We start from the raw sequence: 19,350 nt of genomic DNA on the forward strand, positions 1-19,350 counted from the left end.
AAGCGTGCGGGTCGGAGCGGTCGAGTGAAGTTCCTGCACACCTCCGACTGGCACCTGGGCCGGTCCTTCCACCGCGTGAACCTGCTCGGCGCCCAGGCCGCCTTCGTCGACCACCTCGTCGGGACGGTCCGTGAGCACCGGGTCGACGCCGTCCTCGTCTCCGGGGACGTCTACGACCGGGCCGTGCCCCCGCTGCCCGCCGTCGAGCTCTACGACCGGGCGCTGCACCGGCTCGCCGACCTCGGCGTGCCGACGGTGATGATCTCCGGGAACCACGACTCCGCCCGCCGCCTCGGGGTCGGCGCCGGGCTGATCGGGCGGGCCGGGATCCACCTCAGGACCGACCCGGCCGGCTGCGCCGACCCCGTGGTGCTGGCCGACGTACACGGTGACGTGGCCCTCTATGGGCTGCCGTACCTGGAACCGGCCCTGGTCAAGGACGAGTTCGGCGCGCCGAAGGTCAGCCACGAGGCGGTGCTGGGCGCGGCCATGGACCGGATCCGGGCCGACCTCGCCGGCCGGGCCGCGGGCACCCGCTCCGTGGTCCTCGCCCACGCCTTCGTCACCGGCGGGCAGGCCAGCGACAGCGAGCGCGACATCGCCGTCGGCGGGGTCGAGGCCGTGCCCGCCGCCGTCTTCGACGGGATCGACTACGCCGCCCTCGGCCACCTCCACGGCTGCCAGACGATCAACGAACGGGTCCGCTACTCCGGTTCCCCGCTGGCCTACTCCTTCTCCGAGGCCGACCACCGCAAGACCATGTGGCTGGTCGAGCTCGGCCCGGCCGGGGAGGTCACCGCCGAGCGGATCGACACCCCGGTCCCGCGCCCGCTCGCCCGGCTGCGCGGACGCCTGGAGGACCTCCTGGCCGATCCCGCGCTGGCCGCCCGCGAGGACAGCTGGGTCGAGGCCACCCTCACCGACCCGGTCCGCCCCGAGGACCCCATGGCCCGGCTCGCCACCCGCTTCCCCCACACCCTCAGCCTCGCCTTCGACCCCGAAGGCCGCGAGGAGGACGGTGCGGCCTCCTACGCCCAGCGCCTGAAGGGCCGCAGCGACCAGGAGATCGCCGAGGACTTCGTCGCCCACGTGCGCGGCGGGGGCGGCGCCGACGAGGCCGAGCGGACCGTGCTGCGCGCCGCCTTCGACGAGGTGCGCGTCCAGACCTCCCGCGAGGACCGCGCGGAACACCGTCAGGAGAGCGCCCGATGAGGCTGCACCGGCTCGAAGTGACCGCCTTCGGCCCCTTCGCCGAACCCCAGCGGATCGACTTCGACGCCCTCTCCGGCGCCGGGATCTTCCTGCTGCACGGACCCACCGGCGCGGGCAAGACCTCCGTCCTCGACGCCGTCTGCTACGCCCTCTACGGATCCGTGCCCGGCTCCCGCCAGGCCCCCGGCACCACCCTGCGCAGCGACCACGCCGCCCCCGACACCCCCACCGAGGTCACCCTCGAACTCACCGTGGGCGGGCGCCGCCTGGAGATCACCCGGCGCCCCGAGCAGGACCGCCCCAAGAAGCGCGGCACCGGCACCACCAAGGACAAGGCGCAGAGCCTCCTGCGCGAGCACACCGGGGAGGGCTGGACCGGGCTCAGCAAGTCCCACCAGGAGATCGGCGAGGAGATCGAACAGCTCCTCGGCATGAGCCGCGAGCAGTTCTGCCAGGTGGTGCTGCTGCCGCAGGGGGAGTTCGCCCAGTTCCTGCGGGCCGGCGCCGAAGCCCGCGGCCGACTGCTCGGACGGCTCTTCGACACCCGCCGCTTCGCCGCCGTCGAGACCCTCCTCGCCGACCGCCGCCGGGCCGCCGAGGCCAAGGTGCGGGCCGGCGACGAGAAGGTGCTCGCCGCCGCCCAGCGGCTCGCCCAGGCCGCCGGCGACTGCGGCGACCTGCGGGCCTGGCCGCTGCCCGCGCACCAGCCGGGCGACCCCGGCCTCGCCGGGGCCGTCCGGGCGTGGGCGGCCGTCGCCCGCTGCTCCGCCCGGGAACGGCTCACCGTCGCCGAGTACGCGCTCGCCGCCGTCGAGGGACGCCACCACGCGGCGCGGCGCGCCGCCGAAGAGGCCCGGGAGCTCGACCGGCTCCAGCGCCGCCACGCCGAGACCGCCCGCCGGGCCGCCCTGCTCCGGGCCGCCGGGCCGGAGCGCGAGCGGGTACGGGACCTCCTGGACCGGGCCCGCCGGGGTGCCCTCGTGGCCCCCGCCCTGGAACTGCGCGGAGCCGCCGGCGCGGCCCACCTCACCGCCGCGCACGCCGAGAGCCTCGCCCGGGCCGCCCTCCCGCCGGCCCTCGCCGAAGCCGGCACCGAGCAGCTGGCCACCGTCGAGCAGCGGCTGCGCGAGGACCTCGGCGCGGTCGGCGCCGCCCAGCGGGCGGAACAGCGCAGTGCCCAGATCGGCCGCGAGCGCGCCACCCTGGAGCGGGAGTCCCGGGACGCCGAGGAGCAGCACCAGGAGTCCGCCGACTGGCTCGCCCGCTGGGACGCCATCCGGACCGCCCTGCAGGACCGGGTCGACGCCGCGCAGCAGGCCGCCACGCTGGCCGAGCAGCTCGCGGGGCGCCTGGAGCCCGCCCGGATGCAGCTGACCGCCGCCCGGCGGCGGGACGCCCTCGCGGCCGACGCCGAAGCCGTCCGCGGTGAACTGCTGTCCGTGCGCGAGGAGTCGTCGGCGGCCCGCGAGCGCTGGCTGGAGCTCAAGGAGGCCCGGCTGCGCGGCATCGCCGCCGAACTGGCCGCTGCCCTCACCGCCGGGGAGCCCTGCGCCGTGTGCGGGTCGGCGGAGCACCCCGCGCCCGCCCGGCCCGCCCCCGGGCACGTCGACCGGGCCGCCGAGGACGCCGCCCACGTCCGCTTCGAGGAGGCCGAGGAGCGCCGGGCCGCCGTCGAGAGCCGGCTCGCCGCCGTGCGCGAGGCCGAGGCCGAGGCCGCCTCCGCGGCCGGAGCGTCCGGCACCGGCGAACTCCTCGCCCTCACCGCCGACCTGAGTGCCCGTCATGCCGCCGCCCACGCGGACGCCGCCGGACTGCACACCGCCCGCGAGCGCCTCGCCCGCGCCGAACGGGAGCACGACGCGCGCAGCTCGGACCGGCTCGACGCCGAGCGCCGGGCTGCGGCCAGGGCTTCCCGGCGCGAGGCCCTGGACCGGGAACAGGCCTCCCTGGAAGCCGAACTGGTCCTCGTACGCGGCGACTCGCCCAGCGTCGCCGCCCGCGCCCGCACGCTGGAGGACCGGATCCGGATGGTCACCGGCGCCGCCGCCTCGCTGCGCCGGGCCGAAGTCACGGCCGCACGGCTGAAGGAGGCCGACGACCAGCTGGCCGACGCCGCCTTCAAGGCCGGGTTCGACACCGTCGAGGCGGCGGCCGACGCTGTCCTGCCGGAGTACGAGCGCACCGCCCTCCAGCACCGGACGGACACCTGGCAGGCCGAGGAGGCGATGCTCGCCGAGCGGGCCGCCGAAGGGGACGCCGCCGGAGCCGCCGACCTGCCCCCGGCCGACCCGCACACTGCGGAGGCCGCCGAGGCGCGCGCCGCGGCCCGGCTGCGTGCCGCGGCCTCGGCCGTCGACGCCGCCCGCGTGCGCTGCGCCGAACTGGACCGGCTCTCCCGCCGGGCCGAGCAGGAGCTGCGCGCCCTGGGCCCGCTGCGCGAGGCGTACGAGCGCGTGGCCCGCCTCGCCGGGCTCACCGCGGGCACCTCCGCCGACAACGAGCGCAAGATGCGGCTGGAGGCGTACGTCCTGGCCGCGCGGCTGGAGCAGGTCGCCGCCGCCGCGACGGTCCGGCTGCTGCGGATGTCCGGCGGGCGCTACACCCTCGTCCACTCCGACGCCCGCGCGAGCGGACGCGGCCGCTCCGGGCTGGGGCTGCACGTGGTGGACGCCTGGACCGGCAGCGAGCGCGACACCGCCACCCTCTCGGGCGGCGAGACCTTCTTCGCCTCCCTCGCCCTGGCCCTCGGCCTGGCCGACGTGGTCACCGACGAGGCGGGCGGGATGCGCCTGGACACCCTCTTCATCGACGAGGGCTTCGGCAGCCTCGACGACCAGGCGCTGGACGAGGTGCTGGACGTGCTGGACTCGCTGCGCGAACGGGACCGCAGCGTCGGCATCGTCAGCCACGTGGGCGACCTGCGCACCCGGGTCCAGGCCCAGCTGGAGATCGTCAAGCAGCGCGGCGGTTCGGTGGTGCGCCACCGCACGGCGGGGGTCACGGACTGAGCGGACGCCGGGCCAGCGGGGAGGAATAGACGACGCTGGTGGTCACCGCGCCGAGGCCGGAGATCCGGCCCGTGACCTCTTCCAGGTGGGCCATGGAGCGGGCGGCGACCTTGAGCACGAAGCAGTCGTCGCCGGTGACGTGGTGGGCCTCCAGGATGTCCGGGGTGGCCTCCAGGAAATCGTGGAACGGCTTGTAGTTGCCGTGCGGATAGCGCAGCCGGACCAGCGCCAGGATGGCCTTGCCCAGCTTCTCGTGGTCGACGACGGCCGTGTAGCCGGTGATGATCCCGGCCTCCTCCAGCCGGCGGACCCGTTCGGTGACGGCGCTCGGGGACATGGAGACGGTTCGGGCCAGCTCGGTGAAGCTGGCGCGGCCGTCGTCCTGGAGGGCCGCGAGGATCCGCCAGTCGGTGGCGTCGGGGGAATAGTCGGTCATTTCGCAGGTCTAGCAGGGGAATGCCTGCTGGAACAAGGGAATCACCGGGGAAATCCACTTCCCCGGATGATCAACGGTTCGTAGATTTTGAGCCATGACGACGCAGAACACCACCACCGCCCCCACCACCGGCCCGTCCGCCCCGGCCAACCCCGTGCTCCGGGTCCCTCCGGCGAGCCCGGCGGCCGCCGCCGCGTACTTCGCCGCGAGCCTGGCCTTCCACGCGGACGTGTCCGACGTCGCCACCGCCTTCAAGGCCCACCGGGAGCAGGGCGCCGAGCTGGGCTTCCAGCTGGTCGACTCCCGCTCCACCCCCTCCTGGGACCAGGCCCACGTGCCCGGTGCGATCCACTTGCCCACCGCCCTGATCCCGGAGCAGGCCGAGCGGCTCCTCGACCGGAACGTGCCCGTGGTGACGTACTGCTGGGGCCCCGGCTGCAACGGCGGCACCCGTTCCGCCCTCGCCCTGGCCGAATTGGGCTTCCAGGTCAAGGAGATGCTCGGCGGCATCGAGTACTGGATCCGCGAGGGCTTCGAGGTCGAGACCTGGCAGGGCGCCGAGCGGCGCGCCGGGGCCGACCCGCTGACCGCCCCCACCGACTCCGACGACTGCGGCTGCTGAACCGCGGCGCGGACGGCCGTCCGTACGGCGACGGGCCGCCCGATCCCCCGGGGGGAACGGGCGGCCCGTCGCCGTACGCGGCCCGCGCGGTCAGAGCTTCGAGAGCTCGTCCACCAGGTCGTCCAGACCCAGCGAACCCTGCGACAGGGCGGCCATGTGCCACGCCTTCAGGTCGAAGGACTCTCCGTGCGCGGCGCGGGCGTTGTCCCGGCCCAGCAGCCAGGCGCGCTCGCCCAGCTTGTACCCGATCGCCTGTCCGGGCATCGACAGGTAGCGGGTCAGCTCGCTCTCGATGAACTCCGCCGGCCGGCCGCTGTGCAGGCCGAAGAACTCCTGCGCCAGCCCGACCGTCCACCGCTCGCCCGGGTGGAACGGGGAGTCCGCCGGGATGTCCAGCCCCAGGTGCATGCCGATGTCCACGATCACCCGCGCGGCGCGCATCATCTGGCAGTCCAGGTAGCCCAGGCGCTGCTCGGCGTCCTTGAGGTAGCCCAGCTCGTCCATCAGGCGCTCCGCGTACAGCGCCCAGCCCTCGGCGTTCGCGCTGACCAGGCCCACGCTCGCCTGGTAGCGCGACAGCTGGTCGGCCACGTGCGTCCACTGCGCGAGCTGCAGGTGGTGGCCCGGTACGCCCTCGTGGTACCAGGTGGAGACCAGGTCGTACACGGGGAAGCGGGTCTGCCCCATCGTCGGCAGCCAGGTGCGGCCCGGACGGGAGAAGTCCTCCGACGGGTTGGTGTAGTACGGCGCCGCCGCGCCGCCCGCCGGGGCGATCATCGACTCGACGCGCTTGACCCGCTCGGCGAGTTCGAAGTGGGTGCCGTCGAGGTTCTCGATCGCCTCGTCCATCAGGCCCTGCAGCCAGTCGCGGACCTCGTCGACGCCCTCGATGTGGGTGCCGTGCTCGTCCAGGTGCCGCAGCGCGTCCCACGGGTTCGGCTCGCCGGGCAGGATCTTGGCGGCCTCCTCCTTCATCTCCGCGAGCAGCCGGTGGTACTCCGACCAGCCGTAGGCGTACGCCTCGTCCAGGTCCAGGTCGGTGCCGTTGAAGTAGCGCGACCAGCGGGCGTAGCGCTCGCGGCCCACCGGGTCGGGGGCGTCCGCGACGGCCGGGGCGTACACGTCGCGCATCCAGTCGCGCAGTGCGGCGACGGCCGCGGTCGCGGCGGCGGCCGCCTCGTCCAGCTCGGCGCGCAGGGAATCCGGTCCGGCGGCGGCGAACGTGCCGAAGAAGTCCCCGCCGCCGTCCGCGCCCTCGCCGGCCCAGGTGGTGAGCTGCTCGACGAAGGTGGCGGCGGGGCGCGGGCTGCCCAGCAGCCCGCGCTCCAGACCGAGGGCGAGGCTCTCGCGGTAGCCGGCGAAGCTGTCCGGAACGGCGCGCAGCCGCTCGGCGATCGCCGCCCAGTCCTCTTCGGTGTCCGCCGGGGTCACGGTGAAGATCTCGCGGACGGAGTGCGCGGGGGAGTGGATGTTGCTGACGGCGCGCAGGTCCTCGTCGGCCTCGTGGACCGCGAGTTCGGCGTTCAGCCGCTCGCGCAGCAGGCGGGCGCAGCGGCGCTCGGCGTCCGTGTCGGCGCCGGGCAGCCGCTCGGCGGCGTCCAGCCGGGCGAGGGTGGTGCGCGACAGCTCGGCGGCGGCGGCGCGGCCGGCGGGGGAGTAGTCCGGCAGCCTGCCGGAGCTGGCGGCGACACCGAGGTAGGTGCCCGTGATGGGGTCGATGGCGATGAGGTCGTCGACGTAGGCGTCTGCGACCTGACGGGGCAGACGGGCTGCGCTGTCGCTGTGGAGGGTCTCTGACATGCGGCCATCTTCGTACGGCGGACACCCCTACGTCATCACCGTACTTACCCAGCCTCCTGTCGGCGCGGTCCTCGCCGGGGAGGGGACGCCCTCCGCGACACCCGGATCGCCGTCCGTGCCGTCCGTTCGGGCCGGTGGCGCCGCCCGTCGGGCGGCACGACGCCGGGGCGTCGGACGGGTCCCGGCGCCCGCCCGCCCCAGCGCCGCCCGATCCGGGGTCGAGCGTGGCCCCAGGACGGCTGCGGCCCGGCCGGTGTCCGTCCGGGCCCGCAGGCTCAGCGCCGGTGCCGTGCCTCGTACGGGGCCTGCGCGCGCGGGAGTTCGTAGGGCAGCCGCGTGGGGACCGGGGTCGCGTCCAGCCGGGCCGTGATCACCAGGGTGCCCTCCTCGATCTGGTAGTCCAGGGGGAGCCCGAGGCCGCGCATGGCGGCGACCATCCCGGTGTTGGCGGCCCGGGTCACCGCGTAGACGCTGTCGCAGCCGGCCTCGACGGCCATCGCCAGCAGTCGGCGCAGGAGTTCGGAGCCGATGCCGCGGCGCTGCCAGTCGTCCTCGATGAGCAGGGCCACCTCGGTCTCGTCGCCGTCCCACAGCAGGTGGCCGAGGGCGACGAGCTTGCCGGAGGCGGTGGTGGCGGCGAGGGTGCGGCCGAAGCGGGGGCTGAGCAGGTGGCCCAGGTAGCGGTCCGCGTCGGAGACCGGGCCGTGGTAGCGCAGGCCGAGCGTGCGCTCGGTGCAGCGGTCGTGCATCGCGCGGGCGGCCGCGAGGTCGTCGCCGTCGGCGCGGCGCACGGTGATCTCGTTGCCCTCGGGCAGCGTCAGGACGTCCTGGCTGCGCGGGACGCGGGGGCCGAGGCGGGCGTCGAGCTCGACGAGGGCCCGGGCGCGGGCGAACTCGGTCGGGGTGAAGGGAAGATAGGGCCGCTCGACGGTGATCGCGCCGCCCGACGGGTCGCGCAGCCGCATCACGGTCGACTCCAGGACCCCCTCGACGGGGGCGTCGGCGCCCGCGTTGGGGCGGCCGGAGAGGGTGGTCGCCGGGATCGAGTGGATGGTGCAGCGGCCGAGCAGGTGGCGCAGCGCGAGCGGGAGTTCGGCGGCGTCCAGGGCGGTGCGGGTGGCCAGGCCGAGTACCCGGGTGGGGGTGTCCACCAGGTCGTGGGCGTCGGCGCGTTCGATCCAGGTGCTGTGGCCGCCGGCCCGCGCGACGGAGCGGGTGAGGTCACCGGAGGCCAGGTCCTGCGGGGCGCGCAGCAGGAACTCGTCCACCGTGCCGCCCTCGGGGAGGGGGTGGGTCTGCAGGTTCAGGATGTCGACGCGGTTCCCGGCGAGTGCGGTGCACAGCGCCGCCAGGCTGCCGGGCTCGTCGCGCACGGTCGTCCGCATCCGCCACAGGGAGGTGCCGGCGCCGGAGCCCTCCGACCCGGCCGCCGCGCGCGGCGCCGGATCGGAGGGCGCGGTGTCGGCCGGGGGCGGCGCATGGCTGTGCCGGCGGGCCCACCAGGTGTGGAAGGCCGCCGTGACCAGGAGCGCGACGGCCGAGGCCACCAGCAGGACGGGGCCGCCGGGGCCGTGGGCGACGAGGTTCGCGATGCCGTCGGCGACCGCCACGGCGCAGAAGAGGGCGGCGAGTTCGACGAGGTCACGGCGCCAGTGGTGGCGGTGCGGACGCGGGGCTGCGGAAGCGGGGGTACGGTCAGTCATGCACACCACTGTGGCTCAGGGGTGTTGCGTGATCACGAACGATCTGTGACCGACTGGTTAAGTGTCGATCTGGCCGGTTTCTTCCAGTTTTCAGGCGGATTTCCGATGAGGTCGCCTGCCCTGCCCTGCCCTGCCCCGAGCCTGCTTGTGCCCGGCCCGCCGGACCGCGGTCACTCCTGCCCCACACGACCCGGCTGGAGAACCCGGGTGAAGAGCACGCCGCCCCCCTGGCTGCGCAACCGGACCGTGAGCTCACCGCTGCCGCCGTCGATCTCCACCTCACCGTAGTACGGGGGGTTCTCGGCCGGGGACATGTTGGCCACCGGGGCCGACTGGACGTAGGCCGTCCGCGGGCCGAAGGTGGCGTCGAGCCGTCCTGCCGGGAAGCCGCCCGCGCCGATGGGGCCGGACACGAACTCCCAGAACGGCGCGAAGTCGGAGAAGGCCGCACGCTCGGGTGCGTAGTGGTTGGCGGCCGTGTAGTGGACGTCTGCGGTGAGCCAGAGGGTTCCCGTGATGTGCTGGTGCTTGATGTGGCGCAGGAGGTCCGCGATCTGGAGCTCGCGCCCCAGCGGAGCCCCCGGGTCGCCCTGGGCGACCGCCTCGAAGTTCACCGCCCCGTCGGGGACGACGATGCCCAGCGGCATGTCGGCGGCGATGACCTTCCAGGTGGCACGAGAGCGGGAGAGCTCCCGCTTGAGCCAGCCGAGCTGTTCGGAGCCCAGGATGCCGACCGGGTCGTCGGTCTGGCGGCCGGGGGAGTTGGCGTCGCGGTACGTGCGCATGTCCAGCACGAACACGTCCAGCAGCGGGCCGTGCCGCATCACCCGGTACATCCGCCCCTCGGCGCGCCCACCCCGCAGGTCGGTGACCGGGAAGTACTCGCCGAAGGCCTGGCGGGCCCGGCCGGCGAGGGTGTCGACGTCCCTGACCGTGTAGCGGGGATCGTCGATCAGCTGGCCCGGGTACCAGTTGTTGCGCACCTCGTGGTCGTCCCACTGGGCGAGGACGGGGACCTGGGCGTAGAAGTCGCGCAGATTGCGATCGAGCAGGTTGTAGCGGAAGTTCCCGCGGAACTCGGTGAGGGTCTCGGCGACCTTCGCCTTCTCCTCGGTGGTGACGTTGTGCCAGATGCGTCCGTCGGGCAGCGGCACCGCGGCCTGGATCGGCCCGTCGGCGTAGATCGTGTCGCCGCTGAAGAGGAAGAAGTCGGGGTCGCGCAGCCGCATCTCCTCGAAGACGCGGTAGCCGCCGAGTTCGGGGTTGATGCCCCAGCCCTGGCCCGCCAGGTCGCCGGACCACAGGAAGCGCACGCCGCCGCGGCGGGAGACGGGCGTGGTGCGGAAGGTGCCGCGCACCGGCTCGCCCGAGCGGCGCGGGTCGTCCGGGTCGGTCAGCACGACCCGGTAGTGGATCTGCCGGCCGGGCGGCAGGTCGCGCAGGGTGGCGGTACCGGTGAAGTCGGTGGCCGGGCCGAGGAACGGGCCGCCGTGGCGGCGCACCCCGTAGCGGAACGACTCGCTGGGGGAGGTCTCCACGTACATCCGCGCGGGCCGGTCGGACCGGGTCCAGACGGTGGCGGAGTAGGAGGTGATCTCACCGGACTGGGTCCCCCAGAGCGCCGTCGGCCGGCCGGAGCGGGCGAAGGCGGGAGCTCCCGCCGGGGCGGCCAGGGCGGGAGCGGCGAACGCCGTGGACAGGGCGAGACCCAGCGGGACGGCGAGCGAACCGCCGAGCAGGGACCGTCGGGTGTGCGGCATCGGTGCCATCGGTGTCGTCTCCAGGGGACGGCGGGGGGCGGGCCGGACCAGTGTGCCGCCGCACGCCGGACCGGCCGCGTCGCCCACGCGAACCCCGGATGAACAGCCGTCAGCCGCTCATGACCGGGCGGCAGTCGGGGCCGCCTCCCGTGCGGTGTCGAGGACCACGCGCGCCACCAGCGCCGGATCGTCGTTCATCGGCACGTGACCGCAGCCCGGCAGCCGCACCAGCCGCGCCCCCGGGACGGTGTACTTGGCGCGCACGCCCTGCCGGGGCAGGAGCAGCCGGTCGCGGGCCCCCCAGGCGATCGTGACGGGGATGCCCGGCACGTCGTCCGCGAACCGTACGGAGGCCCCCGCGGCCAGGGTCTCCTCGAAACCGGTGGCGTCCCGCAGGGCGAGGGTCTCGGCGACCACGGCCCCGGGCGAACGGTGGCCCGGGCGGGCGTAGATGGTGCCGGTGAGCGCGGCCCGGCCGGGGGCGCTGCGCGACAGCCGCTCCAGGGCGGGGCGGGGCAGCGACCGCGCGCCGACGCGCATGGCGCGCAGGGCCGCGAAGGCGTACCGGCGCTCGCCCTGCGACCAGAACCCGGCCGGCGAGAGCGCGGTGACCGAGCGGACGAGGCCGCTGCGCCCCATCTCCAGCGCGAGCAGCCCGCCGAGGGAGTTCCCCGCGACGTGCGGTCGCTCGACGCCGAGGGCGGCGCAGAGCGCCCCCAGGGCCGGGGCGACGGTGGCGAGGTCGTAGGGCACCCCCGGCGGCAGCGGGGCGGAGGCGCCGAAGCCGGGCAGGTCGACGGCGATCACGTCGTGGTCGGCGGCCAGGACGTGGCTCACCGGGTGCCACGCCTGGAAGTGGTGGCCGATGCCGTGCAGCAGGAGGAGCGGTTCGCCCGCGCCCTTGCGTTCGTAGGCGACGGTGGCGGGGCGGGGGCCGAGCGGCGAATCGATCGTGAACGAGACCGTGGCGGTCATGCTGCTCCTCGTCGGGTGGACGCGTGTGAGACAGGCCGTCAGTAACGACTGTGCCCATGATTACCGCCCGGTAGCCCCCGCCTACAAGACCTCCGGACGACGGGGAAGGCCGGGGTGGAAGTCGGGGTGAAGGGCGGGTGCGCCGCGGGTGGGCAGCGAGAACATCCTGTGAACGGCTTGCTGCATATGCCCGATCTGCCCGGCAAAGCGGCGAGCATTGGTCTTGACCAAGGGGGTGTGCCGTCCTATCGTCGCAGGGATAGTGCAGGAACCTTTAATAAACAAAGGCGCGGAACTGCGGTGCGGAACTGCCGCTCGAACACGGCGATAGCGGCGATTGCAGGAGGAGTCAGGGTGGGGACCACGCAGCTCGAATCGGTGCCGGAGCCGAAGTACTGGCACCTCAAGACCGTGCTCAGCGACGCGCTGGACCAGGACTTCGCGGTCGGCGAGGTCCTGCCGAACGAGCGTGAACTCGCCGCGCGTTTCGGCGTCGCCCGCGCCACCCTGCGTCAGGCCCTGGAGCAGCTCGAACTCGAAGGCCGCCTGCAGCGCCGCCGCGGAGTCGGCACCACCGTCGCCCCGCCGCGGGTCGGCGTCGCCGTCGGCAGCACGCAGCACGGCTGGCCCGCAGAGGACGCCGACGGCTGGGAGGCCGTGGACGCCTCCGAGACCGTCCCCGCCGCCGCCGTCCTGAAGCTCCTCGGCACCGCCCCCGAGCAGCCGGTGCACACCGTGCGCCGGACCCGGGTCACCCAGGGCCAGGCCGTCGCCGCCGAGCTGCTGTACGTGCCCGCCGCGTCCGTGCCCGGCCTCTCCGCCATCGACGCCCCCGCCGGACCCGCGCGGGCGCGCGCCGTCCTGCGGGAACTCCAGCGGCTCGCCCTCGACGGGCAGGACCGCTCGGTCGAGCTGGGCTCCGCCCGCGCCGACGACGCCAAGGAGCTGGACCGGCTGCCCGGCGCCCCCGTGCTGCTCGTGACCACCCGCTACTTCACGACGGAGGGCACCGCCGCCGTCTCCGTGGCCACGTACCGCGCCGACACCTGCCGCCTGACCTTCGGCGACTCGGGCGTGGAGATCACCGAAAGCCGCGCGGCCTCCTGACCCGGCCTTCCCCCGGAGCCGCGGGCCCGGGGCCGCCACCGCCCGCGAAGAGCTAGACGGCGTCGGGAAGCGGGGCCCCGTCGGGCCGGTCGTGTGTCGCGCCGGCCGTGTCCGGGTTCGAGCGGCGGGTGCGCTCCGCCCACGCGGCCATCGGCGGCCCCGCCGCGCCCAGAGCCGCGAAGAACACGCCGAGCAGCAGCCAGCCCGCGTGCCCGAGCCCGAGCACCACCGTCGTGAGCACCACAGGAGCCAGGGCCTGCCCGGCGTCGAAGCCGACGCCGAAGAAGCCCTGGTACTGGCCCTGGGCGTGATCGGGGGCGAGACCGAAGCCGATCGCGAAGCCGCCCGAGGACTCCCACACCTCTCCGAGACTGTGGACGGCGACGGCGAGGACGGCGAGCCCCGGCGCGATCCAGACCGGAACGTCCGCGGTCAGGGCCATCAAGGGGCAGCTGACCAGGAAGAAGAGCCCCGCGAGGCGGAACGCCCGGCCTCCCTGGCGCGGGGTTTCCACCCGGGAGCCGATCCGGCTCTGGAGCAGCACGCACACCCCGCTGTTGACCGCGTAGACCGCCGCCACGGTCCAGCGGGGCGCGTCGGTGTGGGCGGAGAGCCAGATCGGAAGCAGCAGGGAGACGGTCTGGTACTGCAGGCCCATCGCGCCGTAGAGCGCCACGAAGGACACGAACGGCCGGTCGGACAGGACGGCCGTGCGATGGTGCTCCTCGGGCCGGGGCAGGGGCCGGTAGTTCGGGACCCCGGCCAGGGTGACCAGACCGGCGCAGGCGAAGCTGGCGGCGTTGGCGAGGATGAGCACGGTGTACGCGGTGCGGGTGTCGGCCGAGACGGCGAAGGCGGCACCGAGGGTGCCCAGGACCACGCCGAGGTTGACGAACGTGCGGAGCCTCGCTCTGAAGGCGGCCGGGCGCTCACCGCCGGCGCGGGCGATGAGCGCACCGCCCGCGGCGCCGCCGGCGGTTGCCGCCAGCCGGTCCAGGGTGGCGATGAGCGTGAAGGTGAGCCAGTCGTGGATGAAGACGAACGCGGCCATCGTCGCGGCCTGCATCGCGAGGGACGTCAGCCAGACCGTGCGCGGCCCGTACCTGTCGGCCAGGTTCCCGGCCGGGACCCCGGCCAGCAGCCCGACCAGCCCGGCGATCGTGAGGCCGACGCCGACCCGTGCGGCGGGCAGGTGTACCACCAGCGTGAAGTAGAGCACCGCGGCGGTGTTGAAGAGCCCGTTGCCCACCCGGCTGACGAAGCTCGCGATGATCAGGGCACGCTGGGGACCGCTGGGCGACAGTAAGCCGGATATCCGCTGCCCGGAGCTCTTCATGATCATGCCAGTCAGGCTAACAGTGCCCCGGCAGGCACCCTCCGCACGGGCGGGGGCCGTCACAAGAGGCGCCTTTGGCCGTCTGATCCCGCAGCACCAACGGCGCGAACAGCCCGGACGCTGCCCTCGCGATGGCGTTCGGGCCGACGGGCCATCCGCCGGGGCGGTGTGGTCAGCGGCCGCCCGCGGCGGGGGCGAACGGGCCGTCCAGGGCTGCCCATTGCAGGAGCAGGATGGTCTTTCCGTCGGCGATGCGACCGTCACGGATCATGGCAAGGGCTTGAGTGAAGGGCAGTTCGAGGACCTCGATGTCTTCGCCCTCCTCCTCGAGTCCGCCGCCGGTCCCGGTCCGGTCGGCCGGGGTGTAGGGGGCGGCGAAGAAGTGGAGGCGTTCGGTGACGGATCCGGGGCTCATGTAGGCGTCGAGGACATGGGTGAGCGGGCCGAGCACGACGCCGAGTTCTTCGGCGCTCTCGCGTCGGATCGCGGTCGGCGGGTCGTCCGCGTCGAGCAGCCCCGCGGCCGCTTCGACGAGCATGCCGTCGGGGTGGTCGTTGACGTAGGCCGGGTAGCGGAACTGGCGGGTGAGCAGGACGCGGCCGCGTCCGGTGTCGTAGGGCAGGACGACGGCGCCGTTGCCGCGGTCGTAGGTCTCGCGCTGCTGGGTCTCCCAACGTCCGTCGCGACGGCGGTGGTCGAAGGTGGTGCGGCGCAGGACGTGCCAGCCCTGGGAGGTGAGCTCGACGTCGCGGACCACGACGTCGGGGTTGCGGGCCAGGCCGCGTCCGGCCTGGTCGAGGTCGGTGCGGCCGCGGTGGTCGGGGATGTCGATGCCGGGGCGGCTCGTCACGCGGTCTCCTGCGGGGTGCTGCGGGGGATTTCGGCGGCCGCCGCGAAGCAGCCGCCCGGTCATGGGGCGCTACGATACATGCAGAAACGTGCAAGAACTGGAGAGAATACGGATGCTGGCCGCTGAACGCCGTGACCACCTGCTGGGGCTGCTCGCCCGCGAGGGCAAGATCGTCGCCAAGGACGTCGCCGCCGAACTGGGGATCTCCGAGGACAGCGTGCGGCGCGACCTGCGCGATCTCGCGGCCGAGGGACTGTGCCAGCGGGTCTACGGAGGGGCACTGCCCGCCTCCCCGGCCGTGGCGGACTACGCCGCCCGGCAGGCCGTGGCTACCGACGGCAAGCGGAAGGTCGCGTCGGTGGCCGCCGGGCTGGTGCGGCCGGGCAGCGCGCTGATCCTCGACGGCGGCACCACCGCCCTGGCCGTCGCCCACGCGCTCCCGCGGGATCTCGCCTGCACCGTGATCACCCACAGTCCGACGATCGCCGCCGCCCTGCTCGGCCACCCGCAGGCCGAGCTCTTCCTCCTCGGCGGCCGCGTCTTCAAGCACTCCGCGGTCGCCTGCGGCGCGGCCGCGGTCGAGGCCGCACAGAACGTCTCCGCCGATCTGTGCCTCCTCGGCGTCGCCGGCGTGCACCCGGAAGCGGGACTGACCACCGGCGACGCCGAAGAGGCCGCGATGAAGCGCACCCTGGCCGCCCGCGCCGCGGACACCTACGTCCTCGCCTCGTCCGAGAAGATCGGCACGGCATCGCGGTTCCGCGTCCTGCCGTGGGAGAAGGTCAGCGCACTGATCACCGACGCCGCCCCCCGCAACGCCGTCGTCAAGCAGCTCACGGCGCTCGGCGTCAAGGTCCTGCCGGCCGACTGACCGCTACACGCCGAACGAGGGGTCCCCGGCCGGCCAATGGGACGTCCACGCCGAACCACCGGCGCGCTTGAGCCGTTCACGGCAATCGACGACCGCTCCGTCGGCTCATGCGGGCGAGGCCCGTCCGCTGACGGGCGGCCGGACCACCCCCTCGGGCATCGAGTGGGCTGCTCTCCGGCGCCGGCGCCGCGGGTGTCCGGCTGCTGTTCTGCTGCGCCGGACGGGATCGGCCCCTCGGGACGGCTCCGGTCCGGGCACACCACCGGGCTGTGGGCCTCCGGGCCGCCCCGTACGGGCCGGGGGACGTCGTCCCGCGGAGCCGGGCGGGGGAGCCCCGGCCCGTCGCCACGGCCGTGGGCGGGCGGGGATCCACCGGGGCGGCAGGGGCGCCGGGGGCTACGGCGGGGTCACCGGCGGGCGGTGACCGTCTTCTCCACCGCGAAGAGCTCTTCCTCCACGTGGTCCAGCGCCAGCCGCAACGCCCCCGTCGCCACCGCCGCTTCGCCGAGCAGCGACAGCGCCACCCGCGGGGGCCGCAGGCAGTACCGCTCCAGTTCTCGCCGGAGCGGTTCCAGGACCCCGTCCAGGCCGGCCGCCCAGCCGCCGACCACCACCAGCTCCGGATCCATCGCCAGCACCAGCGCCGCCACGTCGTGCACCAGGCGCTGGATGAACCGCTCCACCGCGGCCACCGCCCGCTCGTCACCCCGCTTGGCCATGGCGAACACCTCCGCGACCGCCGGCTCGTCCAGCGGGTGCAGGGGTTCGCCCGTCGTGGACAGCAGCCGCTCCGGGGTGACCTCGCGGCCCAGCAGGTGCAGTGCGCCGATCTCGCCCGCCGCACCGCCGAACCCGCGGTGCAGCCTGCCGCCGATCAGCGAGCCCGCACCGGGGCTCAGCCCGGCCATCACGAACACGATGTCGTCCGTGTCCCGTGCCGCACCCTTCCAATGCTCGGCGACCGCCGCCGCGTTGGCGTCGTTCTCCACTTGGACCGGGCAGCGGAACGAGCGGCGCAGCCGGTCCCCGAGCGGCAGTCCCGTCCAGCCGGGCAGCGCCGTACCGAGGCGGACGGTGCCGTCCGCCTCCACGATCCCGGGGCTGCCCACACCGACCGCCCGCAGGGAGTCCCGCGGCACGCCGGCCCGGCGCAGCAGATCGGCCACCGCAGCCCTGACCCGCTCCAGGCGCTCGTCGGCCGAAGCGGTCTCGGCGACCTCCTTCGTTCCGGCGCCGATCACCCGCCCGTCCAGCCCGGACAGCAGCACCGCGACCCGGTGCGAGCCGATCTCTATGCCCAGCAGATGCCCGGCCTCGGCACGGAAGCGGAACCTCCTCGCGGGCCGTCCCTGGCGGCGTGCGCCTTCCTCGGCCTCGGCCTCGACGACGAGCCCGGTTCCCATCAGCCCCTCCACGACCCCCTCGACGGTCGGCCGGGAGAGCCCGGTGACCCGGGTGAGGTCGGTGAGGGTCGGCGATCGGGCCGCGCGCAGCGCACGGAGCACCACGGCCGAATTGATCCGCCGGAGCAGAGAGGGATCCCCGCCGGTCAGCTGCCCCAACGTGTGTCCTCCCAGCTAGCGGCCCTGTCAGCCGGATCGTACTGCGCCCCCGGCGCCGCTGCGAGGACCAGTCCCCCCATCAGCCCGATCACCCCCACCCCTCAGGCCGGGGAGACGAACCCCGACTCGTACGCGGTGATCACCGCCTGGGTGCGGTCGCGTGCCCCCAGCTTCCCCAGAATCGCGCTGACGTGTGACTTCACCGTCTCCGTGCCGACGATCAGTTCCCCCGCGATCTCCACATTGGTCAGGCCGCGTGCCATCAGCCGCAGCACCGCCTCCTCACGTTCGGTGAGCGCGGCCCGCTTGAGCACCGCGCGCGCCTGCTGATTGCCGTACTCGGCGGCCAGGGCACGGACGGCCGAGGGGAAGAGCAGCGTCTCGCCCTCCGCCACCAGCCGCACCGCGTGGACGATCTCCGAGGGCCGGGCCCGCTTGAGCAGGAAACCGTCCGCTCCGGCGCGCAGCGCCTGGTAGACGTACTCGTCGTTCTCGAAGGTGGTGACCACGAGGATCTTCGGCGGCGAGTCCACCGAGCGCAGGACCGCCCGGGTGGCTTCGATCCCGTCGAGCAGGGGCATCCGCACGTCCATCGCCACCACGTCCGGCCGCAGTTGGCGGACCAGGGGGATGACGGAGGCACCGTCCGCGGCCTCGCCCACCACCTCGATGTCGGGCTGGGCATCCAGGACGGCGCGCAGACCCGCGCGCACCAGGGGTTCGTCGTCGACGAGCAGTACGGTAACCGGCATCCGGTCAGCGTATTCGCTCCAGCGGAAGCCGGGCGCGCACTCTCCAACGGCCCTCGTGGGGACCGGTTTCGGTCTCTCCGCCGAGCAGCGCGGCCCGCTCCCGCATGCCGCGCAGCCCGCTCCCGCTCCCTGACATGACCCTCGGGCGTTCGGGCAGCGCGTTGGTGACCTCCAGCTCCAGCCGGTCCGCAGCCATCTCCACCCGGACCCGGACGGGAACGGGACCGCAGTGCCGCAGCACGTTGGTGAGCGCTTCCTGCAGGATCCGGTAGCCCTCACGGGTGACGGGTCCGGGCAACTTCTCCAGCGGGCCGGTCAGCCGGGCGTCCACCGCCGCTCCCGAGGCCCGGGCGGACTCCAGCAGCCGGCCCGCCTCCGCCAGCGTCGGCCGCTGCGAGGGCGGCTGTCCCGACTCGCGCAGGACCGTCAGTACCCGCTCCAGGTCCTCCAGGGCGGCTCTGCCCGTCTCCTCGATCGCGCTGAGGGCGCGTGCGGTGAACTGCGGGTCGCCGGCCGCGCGCGCCGCGCCCGCCTGGACCACCGCCACCGTCAGCGCGTGCCCGATGGAGTCGTGCAGCTCGCGGGCGATGCGGGTCCGCTCCAGCAGCTGTTCCGTGCGTGCTTCCAGTGCCGTCAGCCGCTCGGCCGCCGACGGCCCCAGCAGCCGCTTCGCGATCGCGGTGATCAGCTCTCCGAGCACGACGACCACCACGATCAGCACGACCAACGGCAGCGGCGCGAGGAGGGCCGCGGCCCAGGGCGCCGGAGTGAACGGCACGGCCGGGTCGTCGTCGAGCGGGTGCCCGAGAGCGGTCGCGACGAGTTCGACGGTCATGACCGGCAGCCATACGGTGGCGAACATGGCCGCACCGGAGACGACCAGCCGTATCTCCAGCCAGAGCACGGTCCGCCAGCGATCCGCCCAGCGGGCGGCGGGGGCGGTGCCGATGCCGCTCTCCTCGCTCTCGCGCTCCTGCGGGGTCAGCAGGAAGCGTGCCTGGAGCCCCTCCGCCAGCCGTACCCACGGAACGAACCCGAACGGTATGACGATCAGCAGGGGCATCCACGGCCACCGAGGGTTGATGAACATCCACACGGCGAGGAGCAGGAGCGGTACGCACAGGTGCAGCCAGCGCGTGTACGTCACTGACCTGAAGGGGGAGTGGACGAGTCGGGACATGCACTCATCCTGGCAGGGCGTATGACGGTGGCGGGTCCCCCCCCCGGGGGGGTCGCCCCCCCCCCCCCGGGGGGGGCGGGGGGGCCCCCGTCCGTGTGCGGTGCGGGAGCGGCTCAGCTGTCGGAGTAGCTGAAGTCGCCGACGGTCCAGGCGCCGACGTCCTCGATCGCGACGCG

General features: G+C 74.4%; 15 protein-coding genes. 5 read left to right on the forward strand and 10 right to left on the reverse strand.

Going from position 1 to position 19,350, the window contains the following annotated elements; translation table 11 throughout:
- Positions 1 to 24: 24 nt before the first annotated feature.
- Both ACEPPI_RS19360 and ACEPPI_RS19365 read left to right on the forward strand, forming a co-directional pair.
- On the forward strand, positions 25 to 1,212 hold the full coding sequence (locus ACEPPI_RS19360; protein ID WP_373916475.1) for an exonuclease SbcCD subunit D: 1,188 nt from the start codon (positions 25 to 27) through the stop codon (positions 1,210 to 1,212).
- A complete protein-coding gene (locus ACEPPI_RS19365) occupies positions 1,209 to 4,220 on the forward strand; it encodes an AAA family ATPase (protein WP_373916476.1) in 3,012 nt (1,003 codons plus the stop codon). The genes ACEPPI_RS19360 and ACEPPI_RS19365 overlap by 4 nt, the downstream gene beginning before the upstream one ends.
- Here the strand turns inward: ACEPPI_RS19365 and ACEPPI_RS19370 are convergent.
- Positions 4,210 to 4,656, reverse strand: coding sequence for an Lrp/AsnC family transcriptional regulator (locus ACEPPI_RS19370; RefSeq protein WP_373916477.1), 447 nt, complete (start codon positions 4,654 to 4,656; stop codon positions 4,210 to 4,212). The genes ACEPPI_RS19365 and ACEPPI_RS19370 overlap by 11 nt on opposite strands.
- A 94-nt stretch (positions 4,657 to 4,750) precedes the next feature.
- Here ACEPPI_RS19370 and ACEPPI_RS19375 point away from each other — a divergent pair, with 94 nt between their 5' ends.
- Positions 4,751 to 5,278, forward strand: coding sequence for a rhodanese-like domain-containing protein (locus tag ACEPPI_RS19375; protein ID WP_373916478.1), 528 nt, complete (start codon positions 4,751 to 4,753; stop codon positions 5,276 to 5,278).
- Between the two features lie 90 nt (positions 5,279 to 5,368).
- On the opposite strand, the gene ACEPPI_RS19380 is transcribed toward ACEPPI_RS19375, so the two are convergent.
- The 4 genes from ACEPPI_RS19380 to ACEPPI_RS19395 all read right to left on the reverse strand — a co-directional run bounded on the left by ACEPPI_RS19380 (position 5,369) and on the right by ACEPPI_RS19395 (position 11,516).
- Positions 5,369 to 7,078 (reverse strand): DUF885 domain-containing protein, encoded by a 1,710-nt coding sequence (locus ACEPPI_RS19380; RefSeq protein WP_373916479.1) that lies wholly within the window; start codon positions 7,076 to 7,078, stop codon positions 5,369 to 5,371.
- 275 nt (positions 7,079 to 7,353) lie between these two features.
- Positions 7,354 to 8,781: a GNAT family N-acetyltransferase gene (locus tag ACEPPI_RS19385; protein WP_373916480.1), complete on the reverse strand. Its 1,428-nt coding sequence runs from the start codon at positions 8,779 to 8,781 to the stop codon at positions 7,354 to 7,356.
- A 170-nt stretch (positions 8,782 to 8,951) separates the two neighbouring features.
- Positions 8,952 to 10,541, reverse strand: coding sequence for an alkaline phosphatase (locus ACEPPI_RS19390; RefSeq protein WP_373916491.1), 1,590 nt, complete (start codon positions 10,539 to 10,541; stop codon positions 8,952 to 8,954).
- 117 nt (positions 10,542 to 10,658) lie between these two features.
- Entirely contained in the window at positions 10,659 to 11,516 is an 858-nt protein-coding gene (locus tag ACEPPI_RS19395) for an alpha/beta fold hydrolase (protein WP_373916481.1), read from the reverse strand.
- A gap of 354 nt (positions 11,517 to 11,870) precedes the next feature.
- On the opposite strand from ACEPPI_RS19395, the gene ACEPPI_RS19400 reads away from it, so the two are divergent.
- Complete coding sequence (locus ACEPPI_RS19400) at positions 11,871 to 12,623, forward strand: GntR family transcriptional regulator (RefSeq protein ID WP_373916482.1); 753 nt, start codon at positions 11,871 to 11,873, stop codon at positions 12,621 to 12,623.
- A gap of 52 nt (positions 12,624 to 12,675) precedes the next feature.
- On the opposite strand, the gene ACEPPI_RS19405 is transcribed toward ACEPPI_RS19400, so the two are convergent.
- Together ACEPPI_RS19405 and ACEPPI_RS19410 are read right to left on the reverse strand one after the other, a co-directional pair.
- A complete protein-coding gene (locus tag ACEPPI_RS19405) occupies positions 12,676 to 13,965 on the reverse strand; it encodes an MFS transporter (RefSeq protein WP_373916483.1) in 1,290 nt (429 codons plus the stop codon).
- A gap of 166 nt (positions 13,966 to 14,131) precedes the next feature.
- Entirely contained in the window at positions 14,132 to 14,809 is a 678-nt protein-coding gene (locus ACEPPI_RS19410; RefSeq protein WP_373916484.1) for an NUDIX domain-containing protein, read from the reverse strand.
- A 112-nt stretch (positions 14,810 to 14,921) separates the two neighbouring features.
- Here ACEPPI_RS19410 and ACEPPI_RS19415 point away from each other — a divergent pair, with 112 nt between their 5' ends.
- Positions 14,922 to 15,680, forward strand: coding sequence for a DeoR/GlpR family DNA-binding transcription regulator (locus ACEPPI_RS19415; protein WP_373916485.1), 759 nt, complete (start codon positions 14,922 to 14,924; stop codon positions 15,678 to 15,680).
- Positions 15,681 to 16,087: 407 nt separating this feature from the next.
- Here the strand turns inward: ACEPPI_RS19415 and ACEPPI_RS19420 are convergent, their stop codons facing one another.
- The 3 genes from ACEPPI_RS19420 to ACEPPI_RS19430 form a co-directional block, all read right to left on the reverse strand.
- A complete protein-coding gene (locus ACEPPI_RS19420; protein ID WP_371679818.1) occupies positions 16,088 to 17,242 on the reverse strand; it encodes an ROK family transcriptional regulator in 1,155 nt (384 codons plus the stop codon).
- Between the two features lie 101 nt (positions 17,243 to 17,343).
- Entirely contained in the window at positions 17,344 to 17,994 is a 651-nt protein-coding gene (locus tag ACEPPI_RS19425; RefSeq protein WP_373916486.1) for a response regulator, read from the reverse strand.
- Positions 17,995 to 17,998: 4 nt separating this feature from the next.
- Complete coding sequence (locus tag ACEPPI_RS19430) at positions 17,999 to 19,174, reverse strand: sensor histidine kinase (RefSeq protein ID WP_373916487.1); 1,176 nt, start codon at positions 19,172 to 19,174, stop codon at positions 17,999 to 18,001.
- Positions 19,175 to 19,350: the final 176 nt, after the last annotated feature.

The sequence above is a fragment of the Streptomyces sp. AB3(2024) genome (genome assembly GCF_041862025.1).
Classification (GTDB): Bacteria; Actinomycetota; Actinomycetes; order Streptomycetales; family Streptomycetaceae; genus Streptomyces.